The sequence below is a fragment of the Streptomyces sp. NPDC050164 genome (assembly GCF_044459945.1).
GTDB classification, from domain to species: Bacteria; Actinomycetota; Actinomycetes; order Streptomycetales; family Streptomycetaceae; genus Streptomyces; species Streptomyces coeruleorubidus_A.
On the sequence record NZ_JBITJK010000047.1, the window covers coordinates 24402 to 40747 of the forward strand.

Sequence of the window (16346 nt, forward strand, 5' to 3'; positions counted from 1 at the left end):
ACTCATTCATCTAGGAAGCGGAGACCGTCGCAGTCTGGTTCGCGGAGTCGAGGATGGCCGCGATCGCGTGATGGCTCGGCAGGATCGACCGGGTCTCTGCGCGTGCGTCCGCCTTGCCTTCGATGATGTCGATGAATCGGTCCAGTTGGGCCGCCAGGGGCTCGCGGTCCTGTGGGCATTCCGTGTGTTCGATCGTTCGGTAGTGGCGGCTCGAGAGGCAGGGATGCCAGGCCCTGCACATCGGATTGCCCGGTTTCGGGTGGGAGTAGACCGTGACGGACGGGTTGAGGAGGTCCGCTACGACGGTCCTGTCCCGCTCGTGGGCGACCAGCCTTCGGGTTCGTCGGGGGGCGAGCCGGTTCGCCGAGAAGGTCGCGGCGCGCGGGCCGGAGAACTCCAGGGTGGCTTCGACGGCGTCTTCTCCGGTGCCGCCGGTGTACCGGCCGCTGTGCGCGGTCGCGGCGTGCACGACCCTGGGGGCCGTCTCCCCCGTCTGCGCCGGCCCCCCGAAGAGGTGGAGGGCGATGTCGACGTCGTGGACGAGGAGATCCCATGCGACGCCCGCGTGGACACGGGGGGAGTAGCTTGAATGCCGCTGCGTCCGAAGGGCGGAAGGGGATTCCACACAGGACAGGGCCTTGCGCACGGCGGGGTTGTATCTTTCCACGAAGCCGCACATCAGTGGAATGTCCCGGAGTAACGCCAGATTGACGATCTCCTGGCTTTCGGCGAGGTTCGCGCAGAGGGGTTTCTCCATGAAGAGGGGTGTGCCTTGCGCGAGTATTTCGAGGGCTATTTTTCGGTGCTGGCCCGTTGAGGCGGCGACAATGACCGCGTCGACGCCGGCCAGGGTGCCCATCTCGGGGGTCCAGTCGGCGCCGAACCGTTCCGCCAACGCTCGCCCGTGACGTTCCAGTGGGTCGACTACGGTCACCAGCTCGCAGCGCCTGCTTTCGGCGGCCACTCTTCCGTGGTGGCTGCCCATGACTCCGGCGCCGACCAGGAGAACGCGGATGGGAGATCCAGTCATGCGAGGAGGGCCGCTCTCGTCTCGGCGATGATGTGGTCCAGGTCGGCGTCGTTCAGCCGGGGGTGCACCGGGAGGCAAAGGACTTCCGAGGTAGTCCTCGATGCGACGGGGACGTCGGCATCGGCCACCTGTGGGTGGTCTCTGTAGCAGTCGTAGTCGAATACGAGGCGTGGGTAGTGGACGCCCGACGCTATGCCGCGGTCGGCCAGTCTCGCCGACAGTTCGTACCGTGTGCACGCGGCTTCCTCGGTCACCCGGACCGTGTACTGGTGCCAGACGTGGTCGCGCCCCTCGACGGTTTGGGGGGTCACGAGTCCGGAGACTCCGCTCAGCCCTTGGGAGAGCCGGTCGGCGTTGCGCCTCCTCCGCTCGGAGAGTTCTTCGAGTCGCGCGATCTGGGAGAGGCCTACCGCGGCGTGGAGGTCGGAGAGCCGGTAATTCCCGCCGCAGCAGACGTAGTCGTAGCGTCGGTCCATCCCCTGGTTCCGCAGCAGGCGGAGACGTTCCGCGAGGGCGCCGTCGTCGGTGGTGATGACTCCCCCTTCGGCGGCGGTCACGTTCTTCGTCGCGTACAGGGAGAAGCAGCCAATCCCGAAGCTACCCGCGGGCCGCCCCGACGAGGACGCCCCGAGCGCCTGGGCGGAGTCCTCGACGATGGTCAGCCCGTGCTCGACGCCGATCTTCTCGATGGCCGGCATGTCCGCCATCTGCCCGTACAGGTCCACCGGCAGTAGCACCTTGGTCCGGGCGTTCAGCTGCTCGGCGATCAGCGTGGGGTCGAGGTTGAAGTCGTCTTGGCGTATGTCCGCGAATCGTGCCGTCGCCCCACTGGCCAGGATGGCGTTCAGGGTGGCGGCGAACGTGAACGGAGAGGTGATCACCTCGTCCCCGTGCTCCAGGTCCAACGCCTCAAGGCTGAGGGTGAGGGCCGCCGTCCCGCTGTTGACCGCGACCGCGTGTTCGACACCGGCGGTCTCGGCCACGGCTCGCTCCAGCCGCTCCACCATGGGTCCCTGGGTCAGCCGTCCTGACCGGAGAACCTCCACGACGAGAGCTTCCGCGTCCTGCACGTCGACGGAAACGAGCGGGATCATTTAATTCCCCTAACCCTGAGGACCGGCATCCGGCCCGGATATGACGTTTACCGCGGTCAGCTTCGTTTCATTCGAAATTGAATTCGCGTACGGCGTCCACGATGGTTTTGTGGAAGGTGTGGCCCGAGGTCAGGATGGGGAAAATGCGTGTCGTCTTTTCCAAGGGGTTCACATAGTCGACCGGATCGCCGTCCATGGTGGAGAATATTCCGCCGGCTTCCTCTATCACCACTTGGGGTGCGACGCAGTCCCAGATCCGGTTGCGGCGGTGCATGAATCCGCCATAGGCACCCGTGGCGACCATCATGCAGTCGAATACGCTGTTGCTCATGCGGACGCCGCCGCAGAGGGACGCGATTCTTCCGAGTATCCGGCAGTCGTTTTCTATTTCGGAAGGGTAGATGTCGATGCCGTAGGCGAACAACTGACGCGAAAGGTCGGCCTTGGCGTCTCTTTTCAATCGTGTTCCGTTCCGGTACGCACCCTGGCCGACTTCGGCGACGTAGGTTTCGGAAAGCGCCGGGAGAGCGACACCGCCCGCCAGCGGGGTGCCGTGCTCGAGGACACCCACCATGACCCCGAACAGCGGGCTGCCTGCGGCGAAGTTGGACGTACCGTCTATCGGGTCGATGATCCAGGTGACGGACGATGTCCCCGGTACGGCGCATGACTCTTCGTCGATGATGCTGTCATGGGGGAACTGCTCGTGGATCCGACGCTCGAGCCGCCTCCCGATGACCATGTCCGCCTGGGTCACCACCTGGTTCACATCGGAATCCTTGATCTGTGACGGTGTACGCCCTCTGAGCGTCAACGCCATCTTCGCCGCGTCTTCGAGCAGATATTCCAAAAAGGTCAGGTATGTCATCTTGGTACACCTCGGTCACGTAGAGCCCTTGACTCTGCGGTTGCGGTAGTGCTCCAGGATCGGTACCTCCGGGGCGATCAGGTCGGCCGGCACCTGGTCGATGGGGAAGAAATTCGCGGCACGTGCCTCGGATGGGTCCAATTGCAGGGATCCCTCATCGGTTTGCGCCTCGTACACGACGGTGACATTGAATACCTGGTCACCATTGGGGTAGCGATAGAATTGATCCTGCCCGGAGAAGACATTGATCAGCCTCAGGTCAGTGATATCAAGTCCGGTCTCCTCCTTCACCTCCCTTCGTGCCGTTTCCTCAAGGGACTCGCCGGGGTCCATGAATCCTCCGGGCAGGCCCCAGCCGCCCGTGTCTGCACGTTCCAGAAGCAAAAGGCGACTGGCGCGGTCGAGAACGATCACGGCGGCCCCCGGCAGGACAAGCGGGCGGGTGCCCACCAATGAGCGCAATTCCGTAATGTAGTTCACAGGGTGTCCTTTTCGGTGCCAGGGGACCACGACGATGAAAGACTCCGTCGGGATACTGTGCGGATGTTGGAGTGTGGCGCGGCTCAGCCACTAGGTAATTGCTCGGGCTCAGGCTTCTATCTTCAGTGCAAGATCCTGACACAGTGTGAGGACTTCGTTGATCCACTTGGAAGGGTCTTCGGGATCGAAGTCGCGCATCGTCTCGAGTTCCCAGTAGTGGGCGAAGGACAGTTTGCTGGGATTGGCGAGCTGGAACCGGCGCGCACGCCATTTGAGATTGTTGCTCTCGTACTGGCCCTGCTCTTCCAGCAGCGCGTCAACGGTGTGCCGCAGGGCCATGCGTGCCGAGAGCGTGGCGCTGTTCAGATCGCGCTCTTCCAACTGTCCGAGGGTGTCCTCGATGGCCCGGTCAGCGGCGCCGAGGGAGCGGGTGACCATGACGGACTTGAAGGCGGACTCGTCGAGGGCGGCGCGGCGCCGCGTCAGCCAGTCCTCGCCGATCAGCGGTACGCAGGTGGCGAGTCGTTCGAGGAAACCCTCTTCCCGCAGGGTGAGCGCGTCGCCGCTTTCCGAGCGGACGCGGTCGAACTGCTTCCACGAGACTTTGTCGAGCATCTGGTCGACTTGGTCGTCCAGCCAGTAGGCGAGGTCCCAGCCCCGGTTGTCGGCGTAGAAGGTGTGCCACTGGACCACGGGGGGCTGAAGCGGCACCGAGACGTCGACGAACTCCGCTCCCGACCGCGGCACAGTGGAAACCAGGTAGATGTCGAAATCGCTTTTCCTGTTGCTCCAGCCGCGGGCGGCCGAGCCGACGAGCAGGGCCGCTCGGCATGTCTCGGGTATCAGGTGCCGACCGTGCAGAGTCTCCAGTATCCGGCTCACGTCCACCTGCATCAGCATGCTCTTCCTGTAGGAACGCCATACACCTGTGGAAATCATCGACCGGCGGCGAGAGTAACAACGGCCGTGCGGCGGAGCACAAACGATTCGTTCGCCGACGAATCTTCCGCCCGGCCCGTCGGGCATTGAGTGCGGTCCGGCGTGTGCCGCTCACCTGCGAATGACATTCCGGAGGTGGATCCTGGACCGAGTCGGCGTCCTCGTGCTGCCTCTTGACAATTCGTCGGCAGTCGTCACAGTTTGTGGTCGTCATCGTTCTCGTCGTACTCGCCGGCCGTTCGCGTCACTCTCGTCGTTCTGATCGCACTCGTCGTACTCGTCGTCCCTCATTGCGAAATGTGGTGCTTCCATGGCTGAAATCCATCCTCAGGAGCCCGGCGCTGAGCCGCACATCGGGCCGAACACACTCAGGCGTCTCGCGGCGGCCTGGCCCCGACGGGCCACCATCCGCACGGACATGGCGGCTTTCCTGGATCCTGCGGCGCCGGAATCGGGGCTCACGGACTACCCGGTGCACCTCATCCCGTTCGCCGAGCACCCCAGGTTCCTCGACGCCTCCGAGGAAGCGCGTGGGCTGGTGAATACGCTGGCGTGGCAGGCGTACAACGCGCGGGTGGTCGCGGCGGAGGAGTACGTCGCGAATCCGACCTTCGAAAAGCTCACGCATGGGGTGTTCCCCGGCGTCGAGCGGTACGAGGCGAAGGAGGCGGTGCAGCAGTCGCACATCGACGAGGTGTGGCACACGTATATGCATATGACGGCGATGCAACGCACAAAGGAGGCACGCGCCCTCACCTCGGAGCCCGACTATTCCCACCCGGTGACCAATCGGTGGCTTTTCCGGCTGCTGGATGAGTACCGCGAGGAGTGGGAGCGTGACATGCTCTTCCTTGTCTGGACGGTTGTCGGGGAACTCCACATCAACAATTTCCTGGAGTTACTCGCGCGCGACGACACGATTCAGCCCATGCATGCGCTCGTGGCGCGTCTGCACGCCCGGGACGAGGCCGCGCACGGGCCGATCGTGGCGGAGGTGATGAAGGACGTCTTCGTGCACCTCAGCAAGGAGCAGCGCGAGCTCTTCATAGCCAGGCTCCCCGACGCGATCATCGCTCTGGGGGCGGAGGACTACGAGATGTGGTCCCAGATTCTCCGTTTCGCCGGTGTCGCGGGCGCCGAGGAGATGATCAACGACACGCGGAGCCTGCCGGGCACGGAATTGATGCTCACCGATTTCTCCACGGTGGAGCGTCTTGTGCGCGAACTCGGTATCGAGGAGCGGGTCGACTACGACTTCGCCGGTTCGCGGACGGGCCGGGCGTAGGGCCCTTCCTCGTGCTACGCACTCAGGTATCTTCTCCGCCCAGACTCTGGTCACGGGATTTCACGCTCTTCTTCGCGGCGCGGACGGTGTCGGTCTTCGGTGACCAGATGCTGGTGCCGACCACGATCACGGTCGCCATGCTGCAGGCCGGGTTCGGTGTCACCGGGGTCGGTTACGCGCTTGCCGCCCACACTGCTCCGCTGGCCCTCTTCGTCATCTTCGGCGGTGTGGTCGCGGACCGATTCACGCCGATTCGTGTGATGGTCATATCGGACGCGGCCCGGTTGCTCCTGCATGGGACGCTCGCGGCGTCGTTCGCCGTGGGGAAGCCGGATCTGTGGCTGATCCTGACGCTCCTCGCTGCGAGCGGGACCGGGACGGCGGCGTTCCAGCCCGGCTACATGAGTGTCATCCCGCGGCTGGCTCACGACGTGCAGAAGGCCAACGCGGCGATTCGGATGACGGAGTCGCTGATGACGGTGGGCGGGCCGGCCGCGGCGGGGCTTCTGCTCGCCTTCTCGTCCGTCCCGGTCGTCCTGTCGATCGACGCGGCGACGTTCGCGGTGAGCGGCGCCTGCCTGCTGGCCCTGCGGCTGCGCATCTCCCGTACCGATCACAAGGGCGCTTCGCTGCGCGGCGATCTCGTCCGGGGGTGGCGGGAGTTCCGGTCACGGAACTGGCTCTGGGGCGTGATCGTGATCATGATGCTCTTCCAAGTGGCCGTGAACGGCCCGTTCATCACGCTTGGCCAGAGCCTTGTCACCGTCAGGCACGGCGAGAGCACGCTGGGGTTCATCATGTCGGTGTTCGGCCTCGGCAGCGTCCTCGGCGGACTGATGGCCTCGCGGATCAAGCCCGCGTATCCCCTGCGCAGCGGCGCTCTCGCCCTGGTGTTCGCGCTGTTCAGCGTGCTCGTGGTGGCCCTTGATCTTCCGCCGCTGCTGATAGCAGCCGGTTTCTTCCTCCAAGGCGCGGGCTCGGCGTTCTGGCTGGTCATGTTCCATACGAGCGTGCAGACCCATGTCGCGGCCGATGTGCTTGGCCGGGTGCACGCCTATGACGTCGCGGGGTCGCTGGTGATGAAGCCGGTGGGGCAGATGGCGGCGGGCCCCGCGTCCCTGTGGGTGGGCGCGGTGACGGTGTTGTTCTTCTCCTCTGCGATGCTCATGGTCACCGTGGTGCTGCTGCTCGCCGTTCCGGCCATCCGCAACCTGCGAAGAGCCGACGGGCTGTGACGTCCGGGGCCAGGGCCTCCCCGTTGTTTCCGGTCCTACGGCCTGTGCCGCCGGCTGGCCTCGGGGGCAGTGCCGCGCACCGGCCTCGCGGCGCCACCCTCGGGGGCGGCCGCCTGCTGGCCCCGGAGGGCGTCGCCCGCGCGGCCGAGTCGTTTTGGACGCGCTCCCTGTGCGGCCGGTGGGTACGCGGTCTGGAGAACTTGTGGAGGGCGCCGGGGAGTTCGCCGCGTGCGCGGAGTTCCCGCTCGTGTCCGGGAACGGGATCCGGCCATCAAAAACCAGGTGCCCGTTGAATCCGGGCGCCCGAGCGGCGGGCCCTTGCCTTCCAGGTCTTTCCGTTTGCGGTGGTTCGGCGGGTTGCCGGGCGGATAAAGCGCTGGCCCAATTCCGATGGTTTGGACGCCCAGGGCTTCGCATGCCACATGTGAAAGGGGCGGAAGGAGGAAGGGGCGGAAATCGATGCATGGTCTTGACATGTTCGCGCGCATCCCTTTATCTTCCGTTGATTCACTCCCCTGCAGCTCCTCCTATAAGGAGTGAGTACGAGCTCATTGCTCCGAGGCGAGTGATCTTGACGTGAACCACGCATGTCCCTGCTGGCGCGGAGGTGAGCTTGGTAGTGGCTCTCGATGACTCGACTCGCATTGCCAATTGGGAAGTGAAGAGTGGAAGACTGCCACGCTCCTTCAGCGAGGTCCTCAACGCTCTTGGTATCCCTACGGATTCCCAACGAGTCTATCGATCGCTGCTGCGGAACGGCGACAGATCGTTCTCCTTGGACTCGGGCATCCCCGGGGTCGGGCGGAGCGAGCTGATCGAACGCGTCGCTCATCTGGAGCGGCACGGTCTGGTGCACGTGGACGGCGGGGACGTGCGCACGGTGCGGCCCGCGGTCGCGGTCGAGCTGCTGATCGAGCGCCGCACCAGTGAGCTCAACGCCGAGCTGAGCAGGATCGAAGAGGCCCGCACCCTGATCCCCGCCCTTGAGGACGAGTGGCACGAGACCGGGCCGACCTGGCAGAACTCCTGTTACGCCACCCGGCTGGAGCGGCAGCAGCAGCGTGAATACATGCTGCGCCTGGCGCTCGAAGCGCGCCGGGAGGTGCTCTTCGTTCAGTCCACGCGCGAGATCTCACCGTTCTCCGTGGCGGCGGCCGTGGAGCGCGCCAAGATCTGCCGGCAGCGCGGTGTACGGCTGCGGGTGGTCGCGCAGTCCAGCAGCGTCGAATGCTCGACGACACTCACCGGACTCACCGAGGTCACGGAACTCGGCGCGCATGTGCGGGTATCCGAAAAACCACTCGACCCGATGATCATCTACGACCTGTCCTGTTCGGTAGTTCCCCTGGACACGGGCCAGTCGCAGTGCGACATCGTTCTTCTGCGGCAGGCCGGAGTCACCGCTCAACTGCGGGTTCTTTTTGAACAGTTCTGGCACGGGGCGACGGAATTACCCCCGGGAGACGGAGAAATCGGGGAAGGCCCCACGGAAACCGAAAGGCTGGTACTCGAAGTCCTCTCAAGGGTGGACACGGACGAATGCGCGGCACGGGAACTCAATATCTCGGTGCGCACTTTCCGACGCAATGTCGCGAGCCTCCTGAAAAGGCTCGGAGTGTCCAGCCGCTTTCAGGCCGCCATGCGAGCGGCGGAGATGGGCTGGCTGCGCGGGGAAACACCCGACTGACAGCGCCTGTTCACTGGGTCAGCTTCTGCAGGGCGACACCCGAGTCGTTCAGTTCGTAGAGCACGCGGTGGCCCACGCGGTGACGGCGGACGAGGCCCGCCGCCGAAAGGACGGTGAGGTGCTGGGAGACCGTGCTCGGGGCCAGGCCGATCGAACTGGCGAGCCCGGTCGTGGTGGCGGGCGACAGCAAGGCCCGCAGGACCGCCGCACGGCCACGCCCGAGCAGGATCGTCAGCCTGTCCCCCGTACCCGGGCCTTCGGCCTGATTGTCGCCGCCTCCGGTGTGGCCGCCGAGCACCGCGGCGCCCTGCGCCTGGTAGGAGAAGGCAACCGTGTCCCTTACCGGGGTGAAGATCCGCATGCCGCGCGCGAACAGGACCGAGACGGTGATCAGGTTTCCATCTGTCAGCGGCCAGTCCAGGTCGGTCTGGTGCGGGACGCTCAGCTCGGGACGTTCCCAGCGAATGCGGCCCCCCAGGTCCCTCAGCATCAGGTCGGCCCCGCCGGTTACCAGGGTGCGGCCGCGCACCAGGATCTCGTCCTCAAGCACACCCCGCATGGCGGTCCAGTGGGGCGCGATGGCGGCGGCCCAGTAGTCGCTCATCAGGTGCGCGAACCTGTCGTGGCCCGCCGCGCGCAACGCCGTCAGCTCCTCGTCCATGGTGGGCGAGGGCCCGGGCGGTACGGGGGTGAGGGTGGACGAGGACGGCGTTCCCCAGTGCGTCCGCAGGGTCGCGATCAGCTCCCGGCGCAACGTGGGCGGCACCCGGCGCAGCGCCGTCTCGGCCCACTTGGTGTAGGGGTGCGGGATGCCGCTGCGGTACCGGGCGGTCAGGGCCAGGCTGGAGACGGCCTCCCACAGGGGGCTGCTCGCTATCCTGACCCGGCCGAGGGTCAGCTCGTCGAGCCGTATGCGGATCATGCGTCCGTCACTGCGTCGGCGCGCACGGCGGGCCCGGTGGCCTCAGGGTCCCGTTCACGGCTGCCGCTCGGCTGCGCGGAAGTCCTCGCTGATCTCGAGCAGGGTGCCCATGGGGATGATGCGGCGTTCGAGCTGTTCCGCGCCCTCGCCGCTGCGAATGGAGGCCAGCGCCTCTTCCACGCCCCACACCGTGGCGCGCAGCAACTGGTTGGCGTAGATGGCCATGCGGTAGCCGAGGCGGCCGAGCGCGCGCAGGGACAGGTGGGGGAAGGCGGTGGGGACGGTGACCAGCGGGGTGGTGGAGGTCCACTGGCGGGCGACTTCGATGGCCTCGCTGGCGTCCTTGACCCGGGTGTGCAGCAGGACCATGTCGGCACCGGCCTCGGCGTAGCGGGTGGCGCGGGCGATGGCCGCGTCCATCCCCTCCTTCGCGATGAGCGCCTCGGTGCGGGCGATCAGCAGGAAGTCGGGGTCGACGCGGGCACCGGCCGCGTCGGCGATCTTCCCGGCGAACTCATCGGGCTCGTCCAGGTCGCGTGCGGCGCCGCCGAGGAAGCTGTTGCGTTTGGGGAAGGCACTGTCCTCGATGCACACGCCGGCAACGCCGCTGGCGCTGAGTTCCCGTACGGCGCGTACCGCGGTCTCGTTGGTGCCGTAGCCGTTGTCGGCGTCGACGACGAGAGGCAGGTCGGAGGCGGCGGCAATGGATCGGGCGGCGGCGAGCATCTCGGCGAAGCCGAGCAGGTTGCGGTCGGGCAGTCCGTGCACGGCGGACATCTCGAGACTGCTGAGCCAGCCGCCGTCGAATCCGGCGCGTTCGGCGAGCCTGCTGACCAGCGGATTGTGTACGCCCACCAGGGCGACGGGGAGTTCGCTCCCCGTCATCACGGCGTGCCGCAAGCGGGTCGCCGCACCTACTTTAAGGACTGTCATGGCGCCTCTTTCTCACAACGGATCAGGGGGTCAGGGCGGGTTCCGCGTCGGACGTCGTCCGCGGGAGGGTTCCTGGCATGGGGAAGTGCCTGCCGTGGGGGCGCCGCGTGCTCGTCCCCGCGGTCGGTCATCCGATCCATGCCTCCCAGTCGAACGGCGGCAGTCCCAGCCGGTGCCGGAGCTTTTCGAGCTGGGAGACCACGTCGGTCGCGGGCTGGAACCCGGTGGGGGTGCGGTGGACCGGGAGTTCCAGCGGCAGCCGTTGCACCAGGCGGGCCTCGGCCTCCTCGGTGGCCCGCGCCGCCCGCTCGGCGTCGTGCCTGGTCACGTCCTGGTGCGTGACGATCTCCCGCATCACGTCGATCGGGTCCGAGCGGTCCGTGGCCGCGATCAGCAGGTCCATCTCGAGGCCGGTGCGGGCGGCGGTGCCCCGGCCGTCCAGCGTCTCGTGGCAGGCGGCGATCCAGCGCAGGCACTCGTTCGAGGAGGCCACCGCCCTTTTCCAGTCGCCGAGTTCCATGGCCGCGGTGATGTCCACGCGGGCGGGCTGGATGAGCATGCCGTGGACGACGGCCGCGGCCAGACCTTCGGCGGCGTACCAGTGCGCGTCCACGCGTGGAGTGGTGGGGGCGGTGGTGTTCATCAGGCGGCTCCAAGCCTGGGGGTGAGGCCCGCGACGTCGACTTTCCAGCGCAGGGCGCCGTCCGCGAGGGCGGCGAACGCGGCCGCGGGGCAGTGCTTGAAGGCGTCGGCTACCGTCTCGGGTACGGGGTCGATCTGTGGCACGAGCCGCCGGCCCGCGACGAGCGCCTTGGGCCTACCGCCGAGGGTCCAGCGTTCGGCTTCGGGGTTGGGCAGCAGGCGCACCCGTCCTGGGGCCTCGGTGCCCGGGATGCCGAGCCGGTCGAGGAGCAGGTCGAGTTCGCCGGTCTGCTGTACGGGGGCCGCGGTCTCGGCGAACGCGGCGACCTCGGGGTCGGAGGATCGCGCGATGAGCCACCGTTCGCCTAAGTAGTCCTGGCCCTTCAGGGTGGCTGCCAGCTCCCACGCCGCGATCCCGGCCCTGCGGCACAGATACCAGGCGCGCGGTGCGCCCGCGTGTTCCGCGAGGGTCGCGAAGGAGGTGAGGGAGACCAGGTCGGCGAGCAGAGAGGTGACAAGGAGGGTGCGGGCCCGGTCGCGTTCCGGGTCCGTCAGCAGCGGCGGCGCGCCTTCGATCAGCGGGACCGAGTTGAGCCACCTGCTCAGCGTCCAGGCACGTCCCTTCGGTGGCCGGCTGTCGTGGCCCGCGAGGGTCCTGTCGATGGAGGAACGCCTGACGTAGCGGATGTCGACGCAGGTTCCCTCCGAGGTGGAGGCGAACACCGGACCGCTGACGGGCGGGGCGCCCGCACAGACCACGTGGACGTCGATGTCGGACCAGCTGTCGCCCAGCCGCGCCGCGAGCGACCCGACGAGGTAGGGCTCCCCGCCGTGGGTGGTGGCCGCCGCGACCACCTCGTCGATGCGCGCGCCGACGAGGTCGAGCGCGCGGGTGCCGGGGTCCGCGGCGTGGCGGTGGGTGTCCGGCGGGCGGGAAAGTGTCGACATGGTGATAGGCCTCCTCGCCTAGCGTGATCAGTTCATGACAATGACCGTTCATGGGGACGCGGCTCATGGCCGAGTGAACGGCGGTGGGGCGCCCTCGGCTTCGGCGAGGAGCGCGGTAGTCTCCTCGACCACGCGCAGATCGCGTTCCGCCTCGGCCGGGCAGGGCAGTGCGGCTTCGTCCTCGCCCCCGAGCTGCCCGGCCCAGGCGTGCAGTTGCTGGACGAAGCCGCTGCTCTCCGGAGGGAATTCGAGGCGGTGGCTCGCCGCGACTCCGTCAGCCCGGGATTCGTGTACCAGCAGCGTTCCGCCGTGGTCCTGCGCGTATGGCGAGGGCAGCCGCAGCACGATGCGCCCGCTCTCGGTGACGCACTCGATCTCCTCCCGGTACGCGCGGTGCCGCGGAGCGCGCAGGTAGCCGGCCTGGACGGTGAGCCGTTCCCCGTGCCGCCAGCCGCAGGCGACGGCGTTTCCCGCGTCCCAGAGGTCGGCGTGGCTGAGCCGTCCGAGCAGGCCGTCTCCGCCCAGGATCTGGTGCAGGATGTTGATCTGATGGACCAGGGAACCACCGAGGGCGTGCGCGTAGGCGGTCCGGACGCTCGCGGAGACGTCGGGTCCCAGAATCCGGTCGACGGCGACCGCCGCCGCATTGCCGTTGCCGTTGCCGTTGCCACCGGCGTCGGCGTTGCCCTTGCCGCCGCCGTTGCCATCACTGGTGCCGGTTCCGTTGCCCCCTGCCGGGTGGGGGGTGAAACCCGGTGGCATGAGGGACATGAACTGGTGCGCGGCGTTCGGGTCGACGATCCTGACGCTGATCTGGCGCAGTGCGGGTCCGGCCTTGCGAGCCAGCTCAACGAACTCCCGTACCGCCAGGTCGTGCCGCTTCATGTAACCGACCGTGATCCGGCCCGCTGACGCCTCTTCCCTGCGCCGCAGGCGGTTCAGCTCGCGCCGGTCCAGGGTGAGTGGCTTCTCGCACAGCACGTCGAGCCGCAGGTCCAGCGCCTCCTCCACTACGTCCGCGTGCGTGTGCCACGGGGTGGCGCACAGGACGGCCCGGGCGCCCGCGGCGACCGCCGTACGCAAGTCCTGGCCTGCCACGGCACCTTCCAGCGTGCGCGCGGCCTCGGCCGCCCTGCCGGTGTCACAGTCGATCACGGCGACCACGTCGAGTTCGTCCCGCATCCGTCGAAGCGCCGGGAGGTGCGCGGCCCAGGTGACGCGCCCGAGGCCGACGATCGCGATGGGGACGGGCCCTGTCATCACACCGCCTCCCACGTCGGCGTGGTGCGCCCGCTCCAGGCCGGCGCCTGGGAGTCGGCCGCCGCGGCTTGGCCGGTTCGCACAGCGGGGTCGGGGATGCCGAGGGCGCAGTCGGTCTTCTCGGACGTCACCTGGTGCTCCGTGACTCCGCTGACGGCGTGGATGACGTCCAGGACGTCGGGGATCGTCACCGCCTCGTTGTCGAGCGAGAGCCAGAAGTCGTGCCGGTCACCGGCGTGCACCGGGCCAAGTGGCTGGGCGATGACCTCGTACCTGTCGTGCCAACGGCGTTGGTGCAGAGCGGCTTTGACGGCGGCGGTCTCGATCGGCTCGCCGGGTGGCCGCACGCTCAGGCGGGGCCCCGGCTCTATCAGCGGTCGTGCGTCAGGCACTTCATCGGGCGTGACGCTGACGTGCATGCAGTGGCCGCAGGTCATCGGGAGCGTCGCCGCAGCCGAGGTCGCCCGCAGTCCGGGTACCAGGTGGGCGATGTCGGCGCCGTGGTGGGAGGGTTGGCCGCCGAGGACGGCTCCGTTGGTGACGCCCTTGGCAGCCTTGTCGCTGTCGGTCGCGCACCGCAGGACGACCGCGGTGAGGGACGCCAGCGGCGGGAGCGCGGCGACCAGGCGGCCGAGTGCGGTGGTGTTGCAGCTGGGCATCCGGCACGTGTCCAGGTTGACGGCCCGTGCGTAGTTCAGCGCCGGATGGATGATCGGGCCGAGTTGTTCGTCCCGTTCGCCGCCGCTGAAGATCGAGCGGACGCCCGCCTGCCGGTAGAGGGGTGCCCTGCACGCTCCGGTGCGTGCGGGGCCGCAGTCCACGATGACTTCGGTGACCGCGAGCAAGTCGCCGAGCTCGCCGCGCGGGCACAGGCCGGCCCTGCGGAGCCGGTCGGCGGCCGCAGACTCGGATGCGTAGAGCGGCAGTTGGTCCATGGCGAGGGCGGCGGGTCCGGACGAGCGGACCGCGACCCCCGCCAGTTCGAGGCCCGGGTGTCGCGCGACCGCGTGGGCGACGCGCTTGCCGATGACCCCGAGGCCGAGGACCGCGACGCGTATCGGCCCGGTCGGCTTCGGCGGGTGCTCCGGGCGGTTCGGGTGGTCGTACGCCGTGGGGTCGCCGTGGTGCGCGGTGGAACGGTCGTACGCGGCAAGGTCGCCGCCGTACGCCATGGGGCGGTCATAAGCCATGGGGCGCCATCACCTTCCCCTGTCCGGCCGGCTGTCCGGCCGGCCCTCCCGTCTGCTCCGCCGGGGCCGTCGCTGCGGGGGGCCGCCATGCTTCGAGGGCGAGCGGCAGGACGCCGACCGGGGCCGAGGCGTCGCCGCAGCTGTCGGTGCTGAGCAGGCGGGCGCCCTCGGGGAGTTGGTTCAGCAGCGCGGCACGGTCGGTGAGCAGATGCGTCACGCCCACCGCGGCGCAGGTGGAGCCGACCTCGGCGAGCGCGGCGCACAGGGGGATCAGGGTCGAGCCGGATGAGCACAGGTCGTCCACGATCAGGCAGCGCCGGTTCGAGAGGTCAGGGGGGAGCTGCCCGTACCAGGTTCGGCCGTCCGGCTCTTTCTTCTTCTCGAGCGCGGTCATCGGGATGCCAAGGAGCCCGGCGACCGCCGCGGCGCGTGAACCGCCGCCCTTGTCGGGCGAGACGACCATGTCGGGGCGTAGGCCTAGGTCCCGTACGTGGGCGGCGAAGGCTGGGGCCGCGCTCAGATCGGTGACCGGGATGCGCGCGGAGCGCATGGGGGCGTGCGCGTCGAGGGTGAGGAGCTGGTCGGCGCCCGCGGCGGCGAGCGCGTCGACGGCAAGCCGCGCGCTGACCGGTTCGCCCGGCCTGCTTCTACGGTCCTGGCGCTGGTAGCAGAGGTAGGGCACGAAGCAGGTCACGCTCGCGGCGCCCGCGTCCCGCACCACGTCGATAAGCTGAAGCAGGCTGACGAGCCGTTCGTCCTGCGGCGGGGCCGTGGTGTGCACGACGAGCGCGTGCCGGCCCGCGAGTCGCTTCGCGTCCGGCAGGGTGATCAGTTGCTCCCCGTCGGGGAAGCGCCGCCGCACCGCGGCCAGGACGGGGTGCGGCGCGGACTGGGCGGAGTGCTCCGCCGACGGGGCGGGGGGCCCCGCGGATGTCCGGTGACCGTCGTCGGGTCCGAGCACGATCGACGGAGCGTGGTCCGGCCTCTTCATCGCAGTCCTCCGTTCGCGGGCATGGCCCGGCAGATCAGCTCCTCGGCCAAACGGCGTTCCGTGAAGGCGAGCAGAAGGCGGATGCCGCCCTTCCGGGTGTGTTCAGGCCTGCCGAGCACCACGAGGTGCGGCCACTGCGCGCCCTCTCCCCTGTCGTGCAGGTACTGGGTGAGCCTCGCGGTGTCCTGTGCGACGAGGTCGTCCACGGTCAGCAGGGGCTCGGCGGTGCGCACGGTGAGCTGGGCACCTTCGGGCGCATCGAGGGTGCAACCGGCAAGCCAGCAGCGGGTGTTCTGGACGTCGACGAAGCGCGTGAACACTTCGGCCCCCGCCAATTCGGTGGTCCACGTGCCACCGAGGCGGACGGCGTCGACGGGGCCCGCGCCGGCAGGTCCGCAGACCCCGCCCGCGGGCCTGAGCACCATGGCCTCGATCCGGGCTGGCGCAGGAGTCACCGCCTTGGTGAGTGCAGCGAGCACAAGGCGTACGAGTTCCCTGGCCAGGTCCGCACCGGAGGGAACCGGAACCCTGCGGCCGGCCCCGGGGGATTCCAGTTCTGCGGTGCCGCCGGGCAGTACGGACAGTGCGATCCCCCGGTGATCGGCGACGCCGCGAATGATCCGTTCCAGAGGTGTGGGGCCCAGGAGATTCAGGGCGTTGCCGCTCCGGTCGATCGCCATACTCACCTCGGCTCCTCCCCGCGCATTTTCTGCCACCGCAACTTTATAACCTCTCGCACATCACGCGAACAAGATTTCTTCTTGTCATTTTGCTGCCATTCAAGGTGACCTCATGATGTCAAACACATCACCCCGATTCCCGCCCTTGACAAGCCTCGGGCC

General features: G+C 68.1%; 16 protein-coding genes. 3 read left to right on the forward strand and 13 right to left on the reverse strand.

Going from position 1 to position 16346, the window contains the following annotated elements; translation table 11 throughout:
• Positions 1-10: 10 nt before the first annotated feature.
• The 5 genes from ACIBNA_RS38960 to ACIBNA_RS38980 all read right to left on the reverse strand — a co-directional run bounded on the left by ACIBNA_RS38960 (position 11) and on the right by ACIBNA_RS38980 (position 4372).
• Entirely contained in the window at positions 11-1030 is a 1020-nt protein-coding gene (locus tag ACIBNA_RS38960; RefSeq protein WP_399169991.1) for a Gfo/Idh/MocA family protein, read from the reverse strand.
• The gene (locus ACIBNA_RS38965) at positions 1027-2124 is read right to left on the reverse strand and encodes a DegT/DnrJ/EryC1/StrS family aminotransferase (RefSeq protein WP_399169992.1); all 1098 of its coding nucleotides are present in this window, start codon (positions 2122-2124) and stop codon (positions 1027-1029) included. The genes ACIBNA_RS38960 and ACIBNA_RS38965 overlap by 4 nt, the downstream gene beginning before the upstream one ends.
• A 67-nt stretch (positions 2125-2191) precedes the next feature.
• Entirely contained in the window at positions 2192-2992 is an 801-nt protein-coding gene (locus tag ACIBNA_RS38970; protein WP_399169993.1) for an inositol monophosphatase family protein, read from the reverse strand.
• Between the two features lie 15 nt (positions 2993-3007).
• On the reverse strand, positions 3008-3472 hold the full coding sequence (locus tag ACIBNA_RS38975; protein ID WP_399169994.1) for an NUDIX hydrolase: 465 nt from the start codon (positions 3470-3472) through the stop codon (positions 3008-3010).
• 108 nt (positions 3473-3580) lie between these two features.
• Positions 3581-4372 carry a hypothetical protein gene (locus ACIBNA_RS38980; RefSeq protein ID WP_399169995.1) on the reverse strand — a complete coding sequence of 264 codons (792 nt, stop codon included), beginning with the start codon at positions 4370-4372 and terminating at the stop codon, positions 3581-3583.
• A gap of 349 nt (positions 4373-4721) precedes the next feature.
• Between ACIBNA_RS38980 and ACIBNA_RS38985 the strand changes: the two genes are divergently transcribed.
• From ACIBNA_RS38985 to ACIBNA_RS38995, 3 genes are all read left to right on the forward strand, one after another.
• Positions 4722-5696, forward strand: coding sequence for a diiron oxygenase (locus tag ACIBNA_RS38985; protein WP_399169996.1), 975 nt, complete (start codon positions 4722-4724; stop codon positions 5694-5696).
• An 11-nt stretch (positions 5697-5707) separates the two neighbouring features.
• Complete coding sequence (locus ACIBNA_RS38990; RefSeq protein WP_399169997.1) at positions 5708-6931, forward strand: MFS transporter; 1224 nt, start codon at positions 5708-5710, stop codon at positions 6929-6931.
• Between the two features lie 619 nt (positions 6932-7550).
• Positions 7551-8618 carry a hypothetical protein gene (locus ACIBNA_RS38995; protein WP_399169998.1) on the forward strand — a complete coding sequence of 356 codons (1068 nt, stop codon included), beginning with the start codon at positions 7551-7553 and terminating at the stop codon, positions 8616-8618.
• Between the two features lie 10 nt (positions 8619-8628).
• Here the strand turns inward: ACIBNA_RS38995 and ACIBNA_RS39000 are convergent, their stop codons facing one another.
• From ACIBNA_RS39000 to ACIBNA_RS39035, 8 genes are all read right to left on the reverse strand, one after another.
• Positions 8629-9540, reverse strand: a complete 912-nt coding sequence (locus ACIBNA_RS39000; protein WP_399169999.1) for an ArsR/SmtB family transcription factor — start codon at positions 9538-9540, stop codon at positions 8629-8631.
• 54 nt (positions 9541-9594) lie between these two features.
• Complete coding sequence (locus ACIBNA_RS39005) at positions 9595-10473, reverse strand: isocitrate lyase/phosphoenolpyruvate mutase family protein (protein ID WP_399170000.1); 879 nt, start codon at positions 10471-10473, stop codon at positions 9595-9597.
• A gap of 127 nt (positions 10474-10600) precedes the next feature.
• Positions 10601-11116 carry a hypothetical protein gene (locus ACIBNA_RS39010; RefSeq protein ID WP_399170001.1) on the reverse strand — a complete coding sequence of 172 codons (516 nt, stop codon included), beginning with the start codon at positions 11114-11116 and terminating at the stop codon, positions 10601-10603.
• Positions 11116-12063: a hypothetical protein gene (locus tag ACIBNA_RS39015; protein WP_399170002.1), complete on the reverse strand. Its 948-nt coding sequence runs from the start codon at positions 12061-12063 to the stop codon at positions 11116-11118. Before ACIBNA_RS39015 ends, ACIBNA_RS39010 begins: the two co-directional genes overlap by 1 nt.
• Positions 12064-12126: 63 nt before the next feature.
• Positions 12127-13323, reverse strand: coding sequence for a Gfo/Idh/MocA family protein (locus tag ACIBNA_RS39020; RefSeq protein WP_399170003.1), 1197 nt, complete (start codon positions 13321-13323; stop codon positions 12127-12129).
• The gene (locus ACIBNA_RS39025) at positions 13323-14513 is read right to left on the reverse strand and encodes a type II glyceraldehyde-3-phosphate dehydrogenase (protein WP_399170004.1); all 1191 of its coding nucleotides are present in this window, start codon (positions 14511-14513) and stop codon (positions 13323-13325) included. The genes ACIBNA_RS39020 and ACIBNA_RS39025 overlap by 1 nt, the downstream gene beginning before the upstream one ends.
• Positions 14503-15504 (reverse strand): ribose-phosphate diphosphokinase, encoded by a 1002-nt coding sequence (gene prs, locus ACIBNA_RS39030; RefSeq protein ID WP_399170005.1) that lies wholly within the window; start codon positions 15502-15504, stop codon positions 14503-14505. Before prs ends, ACIBNA_RS39025 begins: the two co-directional genes overlap by 11 nt.
• Positions 15501-16190 (reverse strand): hypothetical protein, encoded by a 690-nt coding sequence (locus ACIBNA_RS39035; protein WP_399170006.1) that lies wholly within the window; start codon positions 16188-16190, stop codon positions 15501-15503. The genes prs and ACIBNA_RS39035 overlap by 4 nt, the downstream gene beginning before the upstream one ends.
• Positions 16191-16346 lie beyond the last annotated feature (156 nt).

What these genes read in the sequence shown, in the direction of transcription:
- ACIBNA_RS38970 (WP_399169993.1), bottom strand. Translation starts at nt 2,992, where the DNA reads ATGACATACCTGACCTTTTTGGAATATCTGCTCGAAGACGCGGCGAAG.
- prs (WP_399170005.1), bottom strand. Translation starts at nt 15,504, where the DNA reads ATGAAGAGGCCGGACCACGCTCCGTCGATCGTGCTCGGACCCGACGAC.
- ACIBNA_RS39025 (WP_399170004.1), bottom strand. Translation starts at nt 14,513, where the DNA reads ATGGCTTATGACCGCCCCATGGCGTACGGCGGCGACCTTGCCGCGTAC.
- ACIBNA_RS39020 (WP_399170003.1), bottom strand. Translation starts at nt 13,323, where the DNA reads ATGACAGGGCCCGTCCCCATCGCGATCGTCGGCCTCGGGCGCGTCACC.
- ACIBNA_RS39000 (WP_399169999.1), bottom strand. Translation starts at nt 9,540, where the DNA reads ATGATCCGCATACGGCTCGACGAGCTGACCCTCGGCCGGGTCAGGATA.
- ACIBNA_RS38985 (WP_399169996.1), top strand. Translation starts at nt 4,722, where the DNA reads ATGGCTGAAATCCATCCTCAGGAGCCCGGCGCTGAGCCGCACATCGGG.
- ACIBNA_RS38965 (WP_399169992.1), bottom strand. Translation starts at nt 2,124, where the DNA reads ATGATCCCGCTCGTTTCCGTCGACGTGCAGGACGCGGAAGCTCTCGTC.
- ACIBNA_RS38960 (WP_399169991.1), bottom strand. Translation starts at nt 1,030, where the DNA reads ATGACTGGATCTCCCATCCGCGTTCTCCTGGTCGGCGCCGGAGTCATG.
- ACIBNA_RS39005 (WP_399170000.1), bottom strand. Translation starts at nt 10,473, where the DNA reads ATGACAGTCCTTAAAGTAGGTGCGGCGACCCGCTTGCGGCACGCCGTG.
- ACIBNA_RS38980 (WP_399169995.1), bottom strand. Translation starts at nt 4,372, where the DNA reads ATGCTGATGCAGGTGGACGTGAGCCGGATACTGGAGACTCTGCACGGT.
- ACIBNA_RS39010 (WP_399170001.1), bottom strand. Translation starts at nt 11,116, where the DNA reads ATGAACACCACCGCCCCCACCACTCCACGCGTGGACGCGCACTGGTAC.
- ACIBNA_RS39015 (WP_399170002.1), bottom strand. Translation starts at nt 12,063, where the DNA reads ATGTCGACACTTTCCCGCCCGCCGGACACCCACCGCCACGCCGCGGAC.